Raw genomic sequence first — 14,411 nt, forward strand, 5'->3', positions numbered from 1 at the left:
TGTTACGGAAGCGGCGGAACAAACATTTTACCTACAAACAAGTCTTCACTTCGTGATACAATAAGCCTAAGAATCATGGCGAAGGCAGAGGCAAAAACACCCGCAAAAGCGAAGGCGTACGATGCGTCGGCCATTACCGTGCTCGAGGGCCTCGAGCCGGTCCGGAAGCGCCCGGGAATGTACATCGGGACCACGGGTCCCGACGGCCTCCACCACCTCATCTGGGAGATTTTCGACAACTCCCGCGACGAGGCCATGGGCGGGCACGCGAACGACATCGAAGTCGCTCTTCTTCCGGACGGCTATGTGCGCGTAGCGGACAACGGACGCGGCATCCCGGTAGGGATACACCCAAAGACGAAGGTCTCGGCGCTTGAAACCATCATGACGACGCTCCATGCCGGAGGAAAGTTCGGCGGGGACGACAGCGGGTACAAGGTCTCGGGCGGGCTTCACGGCGTGGGCGCCTCCGTCGTAAACGCGCTTTCGGTGCATACGATGGCAACCGTGCACCAGGACGGCGGTATCCACATGCAGGAGTACGCGATCGGAAAGCCCAAGGGGAAGGTAAAGCAAATCGGGAAGACCAAGGAGCGCGGCACGATCATCAAATTCAAGGCCGACGATACGATATTCAAGGACGGCATCAACTGGAACTGGGACAAGATCGTCGCGCACCTGCGCCAGCAGGCATATCTCGTGAAGGCGGTGCGCATCTCGATCATCGACGCGCGCGGGGCGGGGAAGATCGACGACGAAAGCGTCTTCTATCTCCGGGATCTCAAGCTCGAAGTTCCGTCGATGTCCTTCTATTTCGAGGGAGGCCTTAAGTCGCTCGTCGCTTTCTATAACAAGCACCAGAAGCCGGTGCATCCTCATATTTTCTACGCAGAGCACGAAGCGGACGGGGTCGCGGTCGAAGTCGCGCTCCAGTACGTCGACGACATCACCCCGCGGCTTACCGCATTCGCGAACAATACGTACAACGCCGAAGGCGGTACGCACGTGACGGGCTTTAAGACCGCGCTTACGCGTACCCTCAACTCATACGGCCGCACCGCGGGCATTCTCAAGGAAAGCGAGGAGAACTTCACGGGCGACGATGCGCTTGAAGGAATCACGGCAGTGATTTCGGTGAAGCTGCCGGAAATCCAGTTCGAGGGTCAGACGAAGGGCAAGCTCGGCTCGGTCGAGGCGCAGGGCGCGGTCGCAAGCGTATTCGGCTCCGCTTTTTCAACCTATCTTGAAGAGAATCCCGACGACGGGCGGGCGATCGTAAACAAGGTGCTGCTGGCACTCAAGGCCCGCAAGGCCGCGAAAGCCGCCAAAGACTCGGTGCTCCGCAAAGGCGCGCTTGAAGGCATGACGCTTCCGGGGAAGCTCTCGGACTGCCAGGTGAAGGACCCGGCGGAAGCCGAGCTCTTCATCGTCGAGGGAGATTCGGCAGGCGGCTCGGCGAAGATGGGCAGGGACCGCAGGACCCAGGCGATCCTCCCGCTTCGCGGCAAGATCCTCAACGTCGAGCGCCGCATCGACCGCATGCTCGAGTCGGACTCCATCCGCTCCATCGTCATCGCGCTTGGTGCCGCGATCGGCGACGTGTTCGACCTTTCGAAGCTCCGCTACCACAAGATCATCGTCGCGACCGATGCGGACGTCGACGGCGCCCATATCCGCACGCTCCTCCTCACTCTCTTTTATCGCCATTTCCGTCCGGTGATCGACGGCGGCTTCATCTACATCGCCCAGCCCCCGCTTTATAAGATCAAGAGGGGAAAGGAAGTATTTTATGCGTATTCGGACGAGGAAAAGAATAAGATTCTCGGGAAGGATGCCGCGCTCGCGGAAGAAATACAGGACGTAAGCGGAGAGGAGGACAGCGCGGGAGAGGAGGCAAGTGCTAAGAGGACCCCGAAGATTTCCATACAGCGCTATAAGGGCCTTGGCGAAATGAATCCCGAGGAGCTCAAAGAAACGACGATGGATGCCGGGAAGCGGGTCCTCAAGCAGGTCATGGTCGAGGACGCGCAGGAAGCGGACCGCATCTTCGATATTCTTATGGGCAAGGACGTTGCGAGCCGTAAGTCCTTCATACAGTCGAACGCGAAGCTCGCGAATCTGGATATATAAAGACAAATGCCGGGCGTTGCCACCCGGCATTTAACTCCCCGCTTTGAACCTAGAGACTGAGGAAGATCTCCTTGCTCAGGCGAATGAGTTCCGCGTCCGGTTGCCGAAGCGTGTTTCTGTAAAATGCGGTAAGTTCTTCCCGGGTGAGATTTCGTCCCGGAGAACGACGTGTCAGCGCATTCGCGCACTGCCAACCGTCTTTTGGGTGCACGCCATTTCCCTCGTGACAGAAAAGGATCACGCTTTCAAGTGCCCATTTCGAGAGCTCGAAATACGTTCCAATTCCCGCGATTCGCGCAGCGGCGCACCTTGCTCCCGGACGAAAGTGTTGCTGAGCATATCCAGACCATTCGGTGAGGTTCCTGCCAATGACGGAGTCGATGTCGGGGGGATCGAATTTGTTTATGTTCCCGAATACAAGCATTGCCCGAATGCATTCCTCCATGACGTGTGCCCATATGTCCGTTCCGGGCTCTTCTGGACCGACGCTGGTGAGGAAATCTTCAAGAGCAGTTTTCTGTTCCGGCCATGTATGTTCGGCGCGGAAATACTCCAGCAAAGCGGACGCATTTTTGCAGTCAGACATTTTCTCTCTCCGTGCGTTGGGTTGTCAGGATATTGATGGAACCAGATAACTATTTGCATCGTACATTCGGCAACCGGGAAAAACAAGAGAACCGCCCGCAATCCTTGCTTGCGGGCGGCGCCTTTCTTGTGAAATCTTAATCTCTGATCTCAATCGAAGCCGAAGCGTAGTTATTGCTTTCGTCGGACTCGCTCACGTCCTTGTCGGGGTCGAGCGTGACCGAGAAGCTCTGGTCGCCGGTCTTCGCTTCGCCATCGTCGAGATGGAGCATGAAGTCGATATGGTCGCCGGGATTGAGGGAAACCTGGGTAGGGGAGCTGAAGGTATAGCTCTGCTTGGTCGGGAGCTTGGCTTCGAAGTCCCAGGTGCCGGAGACATTCGTGCCGCGGTTAACGACCGAGAACTTGACCGCGAAGCGGCGGTTATCCGGAACGCTCGAACTCAGGACGAACGCCGCGTCGCTGCTGTCGTTACTGGGAAGGTAGCCGACGACGAGATTCGTGACCGTGAGGTCAGGGAGGCCTGTGAACGAGCCGCTGCGGACCGCGGTGCCCGTGCCCGGTATTACGTATGCGTTATTCGCAGGCGCGCCCGCGGACGGGGTCGGCGCGACGGTCGCCGTAACCGAAGAGGTCGTCGTGGTCGTTGCGGGGATCACGACCGTGGTATTTACGGTCGTGGTGCTTGCAGCAGGGGTTCCAAACGGAACGACGGTGCCGGAGTTCACGACCTCAAGCGTGCTTTCCTTGGCGGGAACGAATACGGAAGAGAGCGAAACGGCCGCCTGGCCGATGCCGGAAATCGCGGCAGGGATATAGCGCGCCGTATAGACGGCGAGCGTCATGCCGATAAAGAGAAGCGCGATGAAGCCGACGACGGCGAGGGCCCGAATGGCCGCCTGGCGGTTGTGGATCTGGGTTTCAGTATTCATAGGGATATGGATATATCTAACATGGCCCATTTTATTTGTCAATAGCCTCTTGTCAAGTTTTGTTCTTTGGGGCCTTATGCGACCTCTTGACAGGATCATTCTTATAGTGTAAATATGAGCAAGACTATATGAACGCAGTCGATAACGCAGTGCGGCTCGCGAGGGCCGCCAAAAGGGCGTACGCACGAAAGTGGGCCTTCGGAGGCCTGACTTTTATTGCATTCCTTCTTTCCGTTACGACGCTTGCGCATCTTGACCTCTTGCCTGAAGCGGCCGCGCCGCAGACGGCATCCGCCGGATCGGCGCCCGCAGTCGCCATGGATGTTTCGGGCGTTGTTTCCGCTCCGACTATACCGCAGTCCGCTGAGCTTCCCGTGAAGATCGAGGTGCCGTCGATCAGGCTGTCCGCGAAGATCGCGAATCCGTCTTCGACCGATATCGAAACGCTCGACCATGCGCTTCTTGGCGGAGCGGTCAGGTACCCGACGTCGGCGAAGCTTGGCGAAGCCGGGAACGTGATACTCTTCGGCCACTCAAGCTATCTGCCGGTCGTGAGCAACCAGGCGTTCAAGACGTTCGACGGCATACAGAACCTTGAGAAAGGAGACCGCATCATCGTATCTTCAGGCACGAGGGCGTACGCCTATGCGGTAGCAGGCGTGTCGAAGCAGAGCGCGGCATCCGACGCCGGAATCGCCCTGACCTCGACCGGCCATACGCTTACGCTCGCCACGTGCGACTCGTTCGGAGAAAAGACCGACCGGTTCGTCGTGACCGCAGAACTTGTCGAGAGCTATCCGCTCGTCCCCTAGGGGGCGGCCGGATAGCTCTCTGCAAACTTTCCGCAAGGGAAGCGCAGAGGCGAAGAAATTCGTTCTTTGTAACCGTGAGTCAGTAATAACCCTAGAGCCGCGTGAGCGCGGCAGATCGGAGAACAGGCGATGCGTAGAATTCTCATCGCCGGTGTCGTGCTCGCCCTCTTGGCGATTATCGGCATCGGTCTCTACAACTTCTTCTCGGCGAGTTCGGCCTCTCCGGCGAAGTCGCCGGTGTGCGCTGTGACGCTTAGCGAGCGTCACAGCATGGGATGGAAATATCCTGGCGCTGACCCGTTGGTCGAGCGCAAGGGAACCCATTCCGAGCGGCTTGCGAAGGCTCGCACCTTTGACCGTTGTTCGATGGAGCGCGCCGGAATCCCTGCGAAGGTGATCGACGCGTTCCTGAAGGCAATGGCGAAGCCTGGCGTGCATAAGTCCATCAAGGACGGCGTGCGCTACGATTTCGTCTCAAGCCGCGGCCCTACAGTCACGAAGAATGTCACGACGCGGTTCGGCCGCGGCGTTCCTCTCAAAAGTGAGAAGCGCTCCGCTACCGAATATGTCGTGGTCGTCGACGGGGTAACCTGGATCGCCGACCGTTTTGACTGGTGCATGAATCTCGGCGTGCGCCATGTGCGCAAGCCGAAGAAGCATCATCCGCCGAAGCGTCACCAGCCCCCTCCGCCCGTAAAGGTCACGGAAGAGCGCTGCTACCGCATGCCGTACGACTATCGGACGACGACGGGCGAAAACGGGAAACCTCTTCCCGCGATCGACGTCTCGGACGGCTTCGTGCATCATCAGATCTACGTCAAGGATCTGACGAGCGAGGTTATGGCCGAGCTCATCAGCGATCCGTGCACGTACATGCACGACGAAACCGGCGACTACCGGCTCGAGCTCGGCTGCGACTGCGCCCGCGGCGGCTATCCGTCGCCCGAAGTGGCCGAGAGGAACGATCTCCCGGCGCAAAGGCCCGAAGCGGTGGCGCACGTGAAAGGGAGGGGCTTGGTCGGCTACTACTCGTATCCGATCGACTTCAACCGCTCCACGCTCTACTGCGTGCGGACCAACGGGTACCATCTCGAGACCCGGGGGTTCGAAGCGTTCATGGCGTTCTCGCGTTTTGAGATCGTGTCCAGGACCGCGGTGGCTGAAACCCGGCAGGCGGGCCAGCTCAGCTGGGCCGTCACCGGTTCCGGAAAGACCCTCTGACCCAAAGCCGTACGCTTGACAACAAGGCGACGGCAGTGTAATCTTTTGAGAGCGGGGAATCGTGCCACGGCACATCCCCGCCCTCTTTGTACGGGAATCAATCATGACCACCGAAACCACAACCATTTCACAAAACAAAAAGAACATGAGCCCGCTCGTCACCGGGCTCTTGAGCGTGGTCGCGGTGCTCTCGATCGGCTTCAGTCTCGGCATCGTGACCGGGGTCGTGAACGTCCCTTTCACCGAAGCCTGCTGCGTTCTACCGCCTCCACCGATCGTCATCCCTCCACCGATCGTCATCCCTCCACCGATCATCCTTATCCCGAGCTGTTCGCTCGAAGTGGAACCGTCTTCCATACATCCCGGCGAAACCGCGACGCTTTCGTGGACTACCGTGAACGTAACGGGCGCGGAAATCGATCATGACATCGGCGAGGTCGATCTCGACGGCACGTACGACGTATCTCCCTCGGAGACGACCGAATACACCATGACGGGCATGGGTCCCGGAGGCGAGACGATATGTACCGCAACCGTCGAGGTCATACCGCCTCCTCCCCCCGCTCCTACTTGTACGCTCACCGCATCCCCGGCCTCCTTTACGGGCAGTGGCGTATCGACGCTCACATGGACCACCTCGAATGCTACCTCGTTCACCATTAACCACGGCGTCGGTTCGGTAACTCCGGTTGCCAGCGGATCGAAAGTCGCTCCCGCCATAAGCGCGAATACTACGTATACCGGTACGGTAGAGGGGCCGGACGGGCAGCAGGATACCTGCACCGCAAGCGTCACCGTGACGCCCGTATCGCCTGGCACCCCGGCCTGTACGCTCACGGCCTCTCCGGCAAGTTTTACCGGCACGAGCGTGCAGCCAACCCTTACCTGGACCACCTCGAACGCAACCTCGTTCACTATTGACCATACGATCGGTTCCGTAACGCCGGTGGGAAGCGGCTCGGTCTTGGCTCCCGCCATTACGACCACCACTACCTACACCGGTATCGCTACAGGTCTCGGCGGCACTTCGCAGCCGTGTACGGCGACCGTCACGATAACCCTGCCGGGTGCGCCTGCATGTACGCTCACCGCATCCCCGGCCTCCTTTACGGGCAGTGGCGTATCGACGCTCACATGGACCACCTCGAATGCTACCTCGTTCACTATTGATCATGCGATCGGCTCGCTTACTCCGGTCGCGGGCGGTTCCACGACGACGCCCAACCTTACGGCTACCATCACCTACACCGGTATCGCTACCGGTCCTGCAGGCACGTCGCTGCCCTGCACTGTAACTATTACCGTCACGCCATCCACGCCGGGGCTCGCGTGTACCCTCACCGCAGATCCGACCTCTCTCCCGGAGGGCGGCGGCACTTCGACCCTCACCTGGACTACGACCGGCGCTACGTCTTTCTCTATCGACAATACTATCGGTGCGGTATCTCCTCTGTCCGGCGGTTCCACGACGACGCCGAAGATCACGGACGACACGACGTTCACCGGCACGGTAACCGGTCCTGCCGGAACCAATAGTTGTACCGCGCAAATCACGGTCGCCGCCAAACCGAGCTGTACGAGCGGTTGCGGAGGGGGCGGAGGAGGAGGGGGCGGCGGCGGTCGCCGTGTCAGCCGTCCGCACGTGACGCTTGATGTCCTCAAGCAGCCGGATGTCGAACCGCTCGCCTTCGTCTATCTTTCGCAAATTCCCTATACCGGCCTCGATCTCGGGCCTGTCGGCACCGTCGCATACTGGGTCGCGCTCGTCGCATGGAGCCTCGCGGTCGCGTATCTTGCGCTCTTCATCCTCCTGCCGTATCTCAGGCGCCGCATGCAGCGGTTTGCGGAGGCCGTAACCGAGACGCTGAACGCCGAGCAGCTTGCACCCGAAACCGCCCCGGCATATCGTCCGGAGCCCGCCAAAGCCCCGGTCATGCGCGCGTCCGCAGCGCAGAACGCCGCTCGCGGGTACTCCACGTACGACGGATTCCGTTCGTTCGCGAAGTCCGGCAGCCTCTCGATCGACGATATCGTGAAGGGTCTTGCGCGCGAGTCCGCGCCCGACGACGCGGTCGTACATTCCGAGCGCATCGTGGCCCGCGCCCAGAAGACGGAGCCGATCTATGAGAGCGTCGAGCCTATCTATGGAAATGTCGAACCGGTGCATTCGAGCGCGGCACCCGCTCGCCAGGCACCGCAGGCAAACGCGGCCCCGGTGCATCCTGAGGTGCCGGGCTTCATCGAAGCCCTTCTTAAGGGCGAGCGGGAAGTGGTATTCGGCGCCGTCCGCGCTACGGTCCGCGCCGGGGGAGACGCCGAAGCGTTCCTCACCCAGGTCGTCTGCGCGCTTGATGACGCGTACCGCGCGCGTACGGAAGGCACGCCGGTGCATCCGGAGGTGGCGCGCATCACGAACGATTGCGCGACCTCCTTCCTCGAACGCCTCGTGACCTCGCTTTCGACTGCAGTCGACTCAAGCTACTCGCAGGGCATCACGGGCGCGAAGCTCGCGCTCACCAGGGCGCTTGCCGTTACGGGAGCGTAATCGGATTTAATAAAAAGAAGAACACCGGCGGACGAAATCCGCCGGTGTTCTTCTTTTGCGCGTTTAAGAACGCGTTTTGATTTCCCTGAGCGCTTTCGCGGCAAAATCTGCCTGCTGCATCGCGTCGAGCTTGCCGTGGTCCCGGCTTTCAACAGAAACCGTACCAGATTCTTGTTCTTTGTCGCCGACGACAAGTACGTACGGAACCTTCTCGAGTTTTGCCGCGCGCACTTTCTTGCCGAGGGACTCGTTCGACGAATCTGCCTCCGCGCGGATATCGGCTGCCTTGAGCGTTGCCAGAACCTCTCTGGCATATCCGTCATGCTTCTCCGAAACCGGAAGCACCTTCACCTGCACGGGCGAGAGCCAGAGCGGAAAAGCTCCGCCGAAATGCTCGATCAGGAAACCGAAGACACGCTCCAAGCTGCCGATCGTAGAACGATGGATCATGACCGGTCGTTTCTTTTGTCCGTCCGCGTCTATGTATTCGATATCGAATTTTTGGGGAAGCAGGAAATCCATCTGGGCAGTAAAAAGAGTATCCTCTTTGCCGTTCACGTTTTTTGCCTGCACGTCGAGCTTCGGGCCGTAAAAAGCGGCCTCGTCTTCCGCCTCGACATACGGAAGCCCGAGTTCATCGAGCGCTTCTTTCATAAGTCCCTCTGCAAGATTCCAGAGATCGTCGTCGGGATAATATTTTTCCTTGTTATCAGCATCCCGCTTCGAGAAGCGATATGAGACGACATCGATAAGACCAAGGCCTTTCATTCCCTCGACGATCATCGTGCATACGCTCTTGAATTCCTCCTTGAGCCCTTCCCGGGTTACGAAAATATGTCCGTCGGTAAGCTGGAACTTGCGGACACGGATCATGCCCATGAGCTCTCCCGATTTCTCATATCGGTTATAGTCGGCTATTTCCGCGTAACGCACGGGCAGATCCTTATAGCTCCACTGTTTTCTCTGGAACATCCGAATATGATGGGGGCACGCCATCGGGCGCAGGTAGAACTTGTCCCCGTCCATGTCGATAGGCGCATACATATTGTGCGCGTAATGGTCGAGGTGTCCTGAAATACGATACAGCTCCTCGCCTCCGAGATATGGCGTCGACACATGCTCATAGCCATATTTGCGTTCGAGTTCCCGTGCGAAGTTCTCCATTTCGAATTTCACCGCAGTGCCCTTCGGCGTCCACAAAGGAAGGCCTTTGCCGACTTTTTCATCGATCAAAAAGAGGTCCAGCTCGCGGCCAAGCCTCTTATGATCGCGCTTCTCCGCCTCCTCTCTTCGCATACGATAGGCCTCCAAGTCCTCTTTAGTCTCAAACGCGAGCCCGTAGATGCGGGTCAGCTGCGCGTTCTTCTCGCTACCGCGCCAGTACGCGCCTGCAATACGGTCGAGGGCGAACGACTCGGGGGCGATCTCCTGTGCCGGGTTATCTGCCTGACCGCCACGGCAAAGATCCGAATACGCGCCGGAAGTATAAAATGAAACCTTCTGTCCGTCGGCGGTAAATTCGTCGATCAGTTCCTGTTTATAGGGATTCCCCGGGTACTGCGCCTTCGCTTCCTCGGCCGAAAGTTCCGAACGCGTGAATGAGGTCCAGGTCGGAAGCAGTCTGCGCATGACTTTCTCGATCTCGGGAAAATCCTTCTCCGATATCGGTTTCGAAAATTCGAAATCGAAATAGAAGCCGGTATCGATCGCAGGGCCGATAGTCCGCTTGGTGTCCGGCCACAGTTCCATGACCGCGGCGGCCAGGAGATGCGCAAGCGTATGCCGTTTTTCTTCAAGCGTTGCCATAGGATATAGAGAATAGCACACCTAGAGCGCCTTCAGGTTCTCGATCGCGAGCGTGGTCTCGCCGTTTCTGAGGGACACCTTTGCTTTTATAAGAACGCATTTGCCGGGAACGATGAGCCCCTGGTGTTCCTTGAAAAGCTTCGGGAAGACGACCGATTCGATCGAGGCGGTCTTGTCGGCAAGCTTCACGAACGACATCTTGTCGCCGTTTTTCGTGAGCATCGTCTTTATCTCTTCGATAAGGGCCGGAAGGATGACCGGAAGGCCTTGCTGTGGGTTTTCCTTGAGCGATCCGATCGTGAACTTGGCCTGGCCGAGCTTCTCGTCGTGCGCGTCAAGCGGATGGCCCGAGACGTAGATACCGAGCAGTTCTTTTTCCCATTCGAGCTTTTGTGCGACCGAGACATCCTCGGCTGGCTTAAGGACGAGCGCGGCGGAGTTTGCAAGCGAAGCGCCGAAGAGCGAATCCTGCGGCGCTGCGGCAGTCGCATCGCGGTGAAAGAGCAGCAGGTGCTCTATATTCGCGAGAAGCTCTCCGCGGCTGCCGAATCGGTCGAGCGCGCCGCAGCGTATAAGCGACTCGAGAGACTTGCGGTTAAGGTTTCTCGAGCCGACGCGGGAGAGAAAGCCGGTGAGGTCCTTGAACGGTCCGTGCGCGTTCCGCTCGTCAAGAATCGCTCCGGCTATGCCGTCACCGAAATTTTTGATTGATGAGAGGCCGAAGCGGATGCTGTCTTTCGCGCCGCCCACGACCGTAAAGGTGGTGCCGCTTTCGTTTATGTCCGGCGGAAGGACGGGTATCTTCATGCGCTCGCATTCGGCGGCGAGTATCGCGATCTGCTCGGTGTCGCCCGCGTCGGCGGTCAAAAGCGCCGCCATGTATTCGACGGGGTAGTTCGCTTTCATGTACGAGGTCTGGTACGCGACCTTGCCGTAGCTTGCCGCATGCGCCTTGCCGAAGCCGTAGGCGGCGAACGGCTCGATGAGCTTCCAGAGCTTTTCCGCCTTCGCTTCCGTGAGCTTGCCGAACTCCTGGAACCCCTTGGTGAGCTTCTCCTTCTCCTTCTCCATGATTTCCGGAATCTTCTTGCCCATCGCCTTGCGGAGCGCGTCGGCCGTAAGCCAGGAGTAGCCGCCGAGCTTTATCGCCGTCAGAAGCACGTCGTCCTGGTACACCAGGAGCCCGTACGACGCATCCAGGTATTCCTTCATGCGCTCGTCAAGGTACGTGATCATTTTCGGATTGCTCTTGCGCTCGATATAGGAGGGGATGGATTCCATCGGTCCCGGGCGGTAGAGCGCGACCATGGCGTTGATGTCGTGGATGGTAGTCGGCTTGAGCTCCTTCAAATAGCGCGTCATACCCGAGCCGTTCAATTGGAACGTGCCTTCGGTCTCGCCGCGGGCGAGCATGGCGAAGGTCTTCGGGTCGTCAAGCGGCACCGCCTCGATGTCGATATAGATGCCTTTGCTTTCCCGCACGCGCTCGACGGAGTCCGCGAGGATGGCGAGGTTCTTGATGCCGAGGAAGTCGAACTTCAAAAGCCCCGCGTCCTCGATGGAATGCATGTCGTACTGCGTGATCAGCTTGCCGCCCTTGGGGTCGAACTGGAGCGCGGTCCATTCGGTAAGCGGAGTGGGTGCGATCACGACGCCCGCCGCGTGCACGCCGGTATGCCGCACGCAGCCTTCGATCCGGCGGGCGAGATCGAGTATTTCGTGCGAGTCCTCGTCTTCCTCGTAGAGGCTCTTGAGGTCGGGCTCGAGCTCGAACGCCCGGTCGATCGTCATGGGGAATCCTTGCGAGCCGATCGGGATGAGTTTCGCGATGCGGTCACCGGTGCCGTATGCATGTCCGAGCGCGCGCGCGACATCGCGGACCGCGGCGCGGGCCATCATGGTGCCGAAGGTGCCGATCTGCGCGACGCGGTCGTCGCCATATTTTGATTTCGCATACGCGATCATCTCGTCGCGTCGATTGTCGGCGAAGTCCATGTCGATGTCCGGCGCGGACGGGCGCTCGGGATTGAGAAAGCGCTCGAAGGGGATTTTGTAGGCGAGCGCGTCCACGTTCGTGATCCCGGCAAGGTACGTCACCATCGATCCCGCGACCGATCCGCGGATCGTCGTCAGGATGCTGTTCTTATGGGCGAAATCCAGGAGGTCGGATACGACGAGGAAGTACGGCGCGTATCCCTTGTCGCCGATGATCTTGAGCTCGTATTCGACGCGTTCAAGGAGCTCCGGCGTGGCCGTAAGCCCTCTTCTTGGTATTCCGGCGAACGTCTTCGCGCGCAGCTCCTCATCGTGCGTTTTGAACCCCTCGCCGACCGCAAGGTCGGGGAACACCCATTTGCCGAGCTCGAAAACGACATTGCAGCGGTCCGCGATTTCCTTCGACCGGTCGACCGCCTCGGGCATGTCCTTGAAGTACGCGAGCGCCTGCTTTTCGCTTATGAAAGAGAAGTCCTCGACTTCATTGCTCCGGTTGCCGCCCCCGCCGTGCTGGATCCTCCGCATCACCTCGCACGCTTCCCGGTCGTCGGGGGAGAGATAATACACGTCGTGCTGCGCGACGACCGGCACGCCGGAGGATTTCGAGAGTTCGACGATCCGCTTCATCTTTTCCTGGTGTCCGGCGGCCTTGGGGTGGTACGTGACTTCGAGGAAGACGTTGTCCTTGCCGAACATGCTCACGTATTCGGCAAGCGTCGCGGCCGCCGCCTCCGTCTGTCCCGCGCCAAGGAGCTTCGCGACGTCTCCGGCAAATGAGGGAATGATGGCGATAAGCCCGCCCGGGTGCTTTTTAAGAAGCTCCTTGTCCATGCGGGGCCGTTCGTTGAAGCCTTCGGTGAAGGACTTGGTGACGAGCTTGAGGAGATTCTTATAGCCGTCGTTATTTTCCGCGAGGAGCACGAGCCGGGAGCGGTGTTCGTTTTGCCCCTTATCAAAGCGCGAACCGTGCGCAAGGTATGCGTCGACGCCGATAATGGGTTTCAGCTCCGCTTTTTTCGCCTCCTTATAGAATTCGATCGCGCCGTGGAGATTTCCCGAGTCGGTGAGCGCGAGCGCTTCCATGCCTTCCTTTTTCGCGGCACCCACAAGCTCGTCGATCTTCGGGAGTGCCTGGAGGAAGGAGTAGTGGCTGTGGGCGTGGAGATGGATAAAGCGACTCATGACGTACAGCATACCAAGCTGCTATGCTTCGTGCATGCAAACGATTCTCGGCGTCGACGAGGCGGGACGCGGCCCGCTCGCGGGCCCGGTGGCAGTCGGCGTGGTGGCGATAGCGGAAGGATTCGACCTTGTGGCGGCGTTCCCGGGATTGAACGATTCCAAAAAGCTAAGCGAGAAGAACCGCGAGCGGATTTTCGCATTGCTCGAGAAGACCGCGGAAGTGCGCTATGCGGTCGAGTTTGCGGATGCGCGCGTGATAGATGCGGAAGGCATAAGCAAGGCGATACGGGATGCCCTCTCGCGCGGAGTACGGGCTCTCGTTCCTGATCCGTCCGATGTCTCTGTCTTTCTCGACGGTTCTCTCAAAGCGCCAGCGGAATATGCGCAAGAAACCGTTATCGGAGGAGACGGAACGATACCCGCCATTATGCTCGCTTCGGTCGCAGCGAAGGTGGCGCGCGACCGGCTGATGCGCGAGCTTGCGAAGAAGTATCCGTCGTACGGTTTCGAGAAGCATAAGGGGTACGGGACGGCCGCCCACTATGCGGCGCTTCGTACACACGGCCCCTGCGAAATCCACCGCCATACTTTTCTGCACCTTGATCGGGCGAGCGGTACCAGGTATGGTTAACAATTGTCCGGGCATCTGCGTCCGGACTCGACAATTTGCACCTTCAGGGAGTTGAACCATGGGCGCACAGCCATGGAGTGGAGAGACGAGTGTTCAACAAGAAAACGGCTCATTGACGTTCCGTTTGGAGTTGGCGAGTTTTCATGTGTGCAGCGTCTGTACCTGCGCGCGCGAGTTATTCGCATCGGACGGAATCAATGAACCTGCCGTCGACTGCGCCAAAAGGAAACAGAGGGTTCCGCGAAGCATCGCGAATCTGTGTCCGGGGCCTCTCGAGGCCGTAGCGGTATAAGCCGCCTTCGCAAAGCGAACTGATGCCGCCGAAAGCCCCCAGGGGTTCTCGGCGGTGTTTGCTTTTTATACCGATTCTGGTAGCTTGAAGCGCATGTCGATACGAATGCGCCACACCAGTTCGCACACCAAAAACCGCCGGAGCCACCATGCGCTCAAGACCCTTACCGTCCTTAAGGACAAGGAGACGGGCGCGCTTCGCCTTCCGCACCGCGTCGACGAAGCGACGGGCATGTACCGCGGCAAGCAGATTTTCGCCGCGAAAGTGAAGGCGGTTAAGA

The 14,411-nt window shown here is 59.1% G+C and carries 9 protein-coding genes and 1 pseudogene; 6 read left to right on the plus strand and 4 right to left on the minus strand.

Going from position 1 to position 14,411, the window contains the following annotated elements; all coding sequences use genetic code 11:
* The first annotated feature begins 75 nt into the window (after positions 1-75).
* Positions 76-2,130, plus strand: a complete 2,055-nt coding sequence (locus tag WDN10_05285; protein MEJ0054100.1) for a DNA topoisomerase subunit B — start codon at positions 76-78, stop codon at positions 2,128-2,130.
* 49 nt (positions 2,131-2,179) lie between these two features.
* Here the strand turns inward: WDN10_05285 and WDN10_05290 are convergent, their stop codons facing one another.
* Both WDN10_05290 and WDN10_05295 read right to left on the minus strand, forming a co-directional pair.
* The gene (locus WDN10_05290; protein MEJ0054101.1) at positions 2,180-2,716 is read right to left on the minus strand and encodes a hypothetical protein; all 537 of its coding nucleotides are present in this window, start codon (positions 2,714-2,716) and stop codon (positions 2,180-2,182) included.
* 136 nt (positions 2,717-2,852) lie between these two features.
* On the minus strand, positions 2,853-3,647 hold the full coding sequence (locus tag WDN10_05295; protein MEJ0054102.1) for a CARDB domain-containing protein: 795 nt from the start codon (positions 3,645-3,647) through the stop codon (positions 2,853-2,855).
* 128 nt (positions 3,648-3,775) lie between these two features.
* On the opposite strand from WDN10_05295, the gene WDN10_05300 reads away from it, so the two are divergent.
* The 3 genes from WDN10_05300 to WDN10_05310 all read left to right on the plus strand — a co-directional run bounded on the left by WDN10_05300 (position 3,776) and on the right by WDN10_05310 (position 8,225).
* On the plus strand, positions 3,776-4,459 hold the full coding sequence (locus tag WDN10_05300; protein MEJ0054103.1) for a sortase: 684 nt from the start codon (positions 3,776-3,778) through the stop codon (positions 4,457-4,459).
* A gap of 129 nt (positions 4,460-4,588) precedes the next feature.
* Positions 4,589-5,680 (plus strand): hypothetical protein, encoded by a 1,092-nt coding sequence (locus WDN10_05305; protein ID MEJ0054104.1) that lies wholly within the window; start codon positions 4,589-4,591, stop codon positions 5,678-5,680.
* A 103-nt stretch (positions 5,681-5,783) separates the two neighbouring features.
* Positions 5,784-8,225 (plus strand): hypothetical protein, encoded by a 2,442-nt coding sequence (locus WDN10_05310; GenBank protein MEJ0054105.1) that lies wholly within the window; start codon positions 5,784-5,786, stop codon positions 8,223-8,225.
* A 63-nt stretch (positions 8,226-8,288) separates the two neighbouring features.
* Here the strand turns inward: WDN10_05310 and thrS are convergent, their stop codons facing one another.
* Together thrS and dnaE are read right to left on the minus strand one after the other, a co-directional pair.
* Entirely contained in the window at positions 8,289-10,031 is a 1,743-nt protein-coding gene (thrS, locus tag WDN10_05315; GenBank protein MEJ0054106.1) for a threonine--tRNA ligase, read from the minus strand.
* A 21-nt stretch (positions 10,032-10,052) separates the two neighbouring features.
* Complete coding sequence (gene dnaE, locus WDN10_05320) at positions 10,053-13,208, minus strand: DNA polymerase III subunit alpha (GenBank protein ID MEJ0054107.1); 3,156 nt, start codon at positions 13,206-13,208, stop codon at positions 10,053-10,055.
* A 34-nt stretch (positions 13,209-13,242) separates the two neighbouring features.
* On the opposite strand from dnaE, the gene WDN10_05325 reads away from it, so the two are divergent.
* On the plus strand, positions 13,243-13,839 hold the full coding sequence (locus tag WDN10_05325) for a ribonuclease HII (GenBank protein MEJ0054108.1): 597 nt from the start codon (positions 13,243-13,245) through the stop codon (positions 13,837-13,839).
* 385 nt (positions 13,840-14,224) lie between these two features.
* A pseudogene (gene rpmF / locus WDN10_05330) lies at positions 14,225-14,383 on the plus strand (50S ribosomal protein L32).
* Positions 14,384-14,411 lie beyond the last annotated feature (28 nt).

This window comes from bacterium (genome assembly GCA_037200965.1).
Taxonomy (GTDB): Bacteria; Patescibacteriota; Minisyncoccia; order Phycocordibacterales; family Phycocordibacteraceae; genus C7867-001.

Bases quoted from the DNA above. Each gene is read 5' to 3' on its own strand.
- WDN10_05325 (MEJ0054108.1), top strand. From the start codon at position 13,243: ATGCAAACGATTCTCGGCGTCGACGAGGCGGGACGCGGCCCGCTCGCG.
- WDN10_05305 (MEJ0054104.1), top strand. From the start codon at position 4,589: ATGCGTAGAATTCTCATCGCCGGTGTCGTGCTCGCCCTCTTGGCGATT.
- WDN10_05290 (MEJ0054101.1), bottom strand. From the start codon at position 2,716: ATGTCTGACTGCAAAAATGCGTCCGCTTTGCTGGAGTATTTCCGCGCC.
- WDN10_05300 (MEJ0054103.1), top strand. From the start codon at position 3,776: ATGAACGCAGTCGATAACGCAGTGCGGCTCGCGAGGGCCGCCAAAAGG.
- WDN10_05285 (MEJ0054100.1), top strand. From the start codon at position 76: ATGGCGAAGGCAGAGGCAAAAACACCCGCAAAAGCGAAGGCGTACGAT.
- WDN10_05295 (MEJ0054102.1), bottom strand. From the start codon at position 3,647: ATGAATACTGAAACCCAGATCCACAACCGCCAGGCGGCCATTCGGGCC.
- dnaE (MEJ0054107.1), bottom strand. From the start codon at position 13,208: ATGAGTCGCTTTATCCATCTCCACGCCCACAGCCACTACTCCTTCCTC.
- WDN10_05310 (MEJ0054105.1), top strand. From the start codon at position 5,784: ATGACCACCGAAACCACAACCATTTCACAAAACAAAAAGAACATGAGC.
- thrS (MEJ0054106.1), bottom strand. From the start codon at position 10,031: ATGGCAACGCTTGAAGAAAAACGGCATACGCTTGCGCATCTCCTGGCC.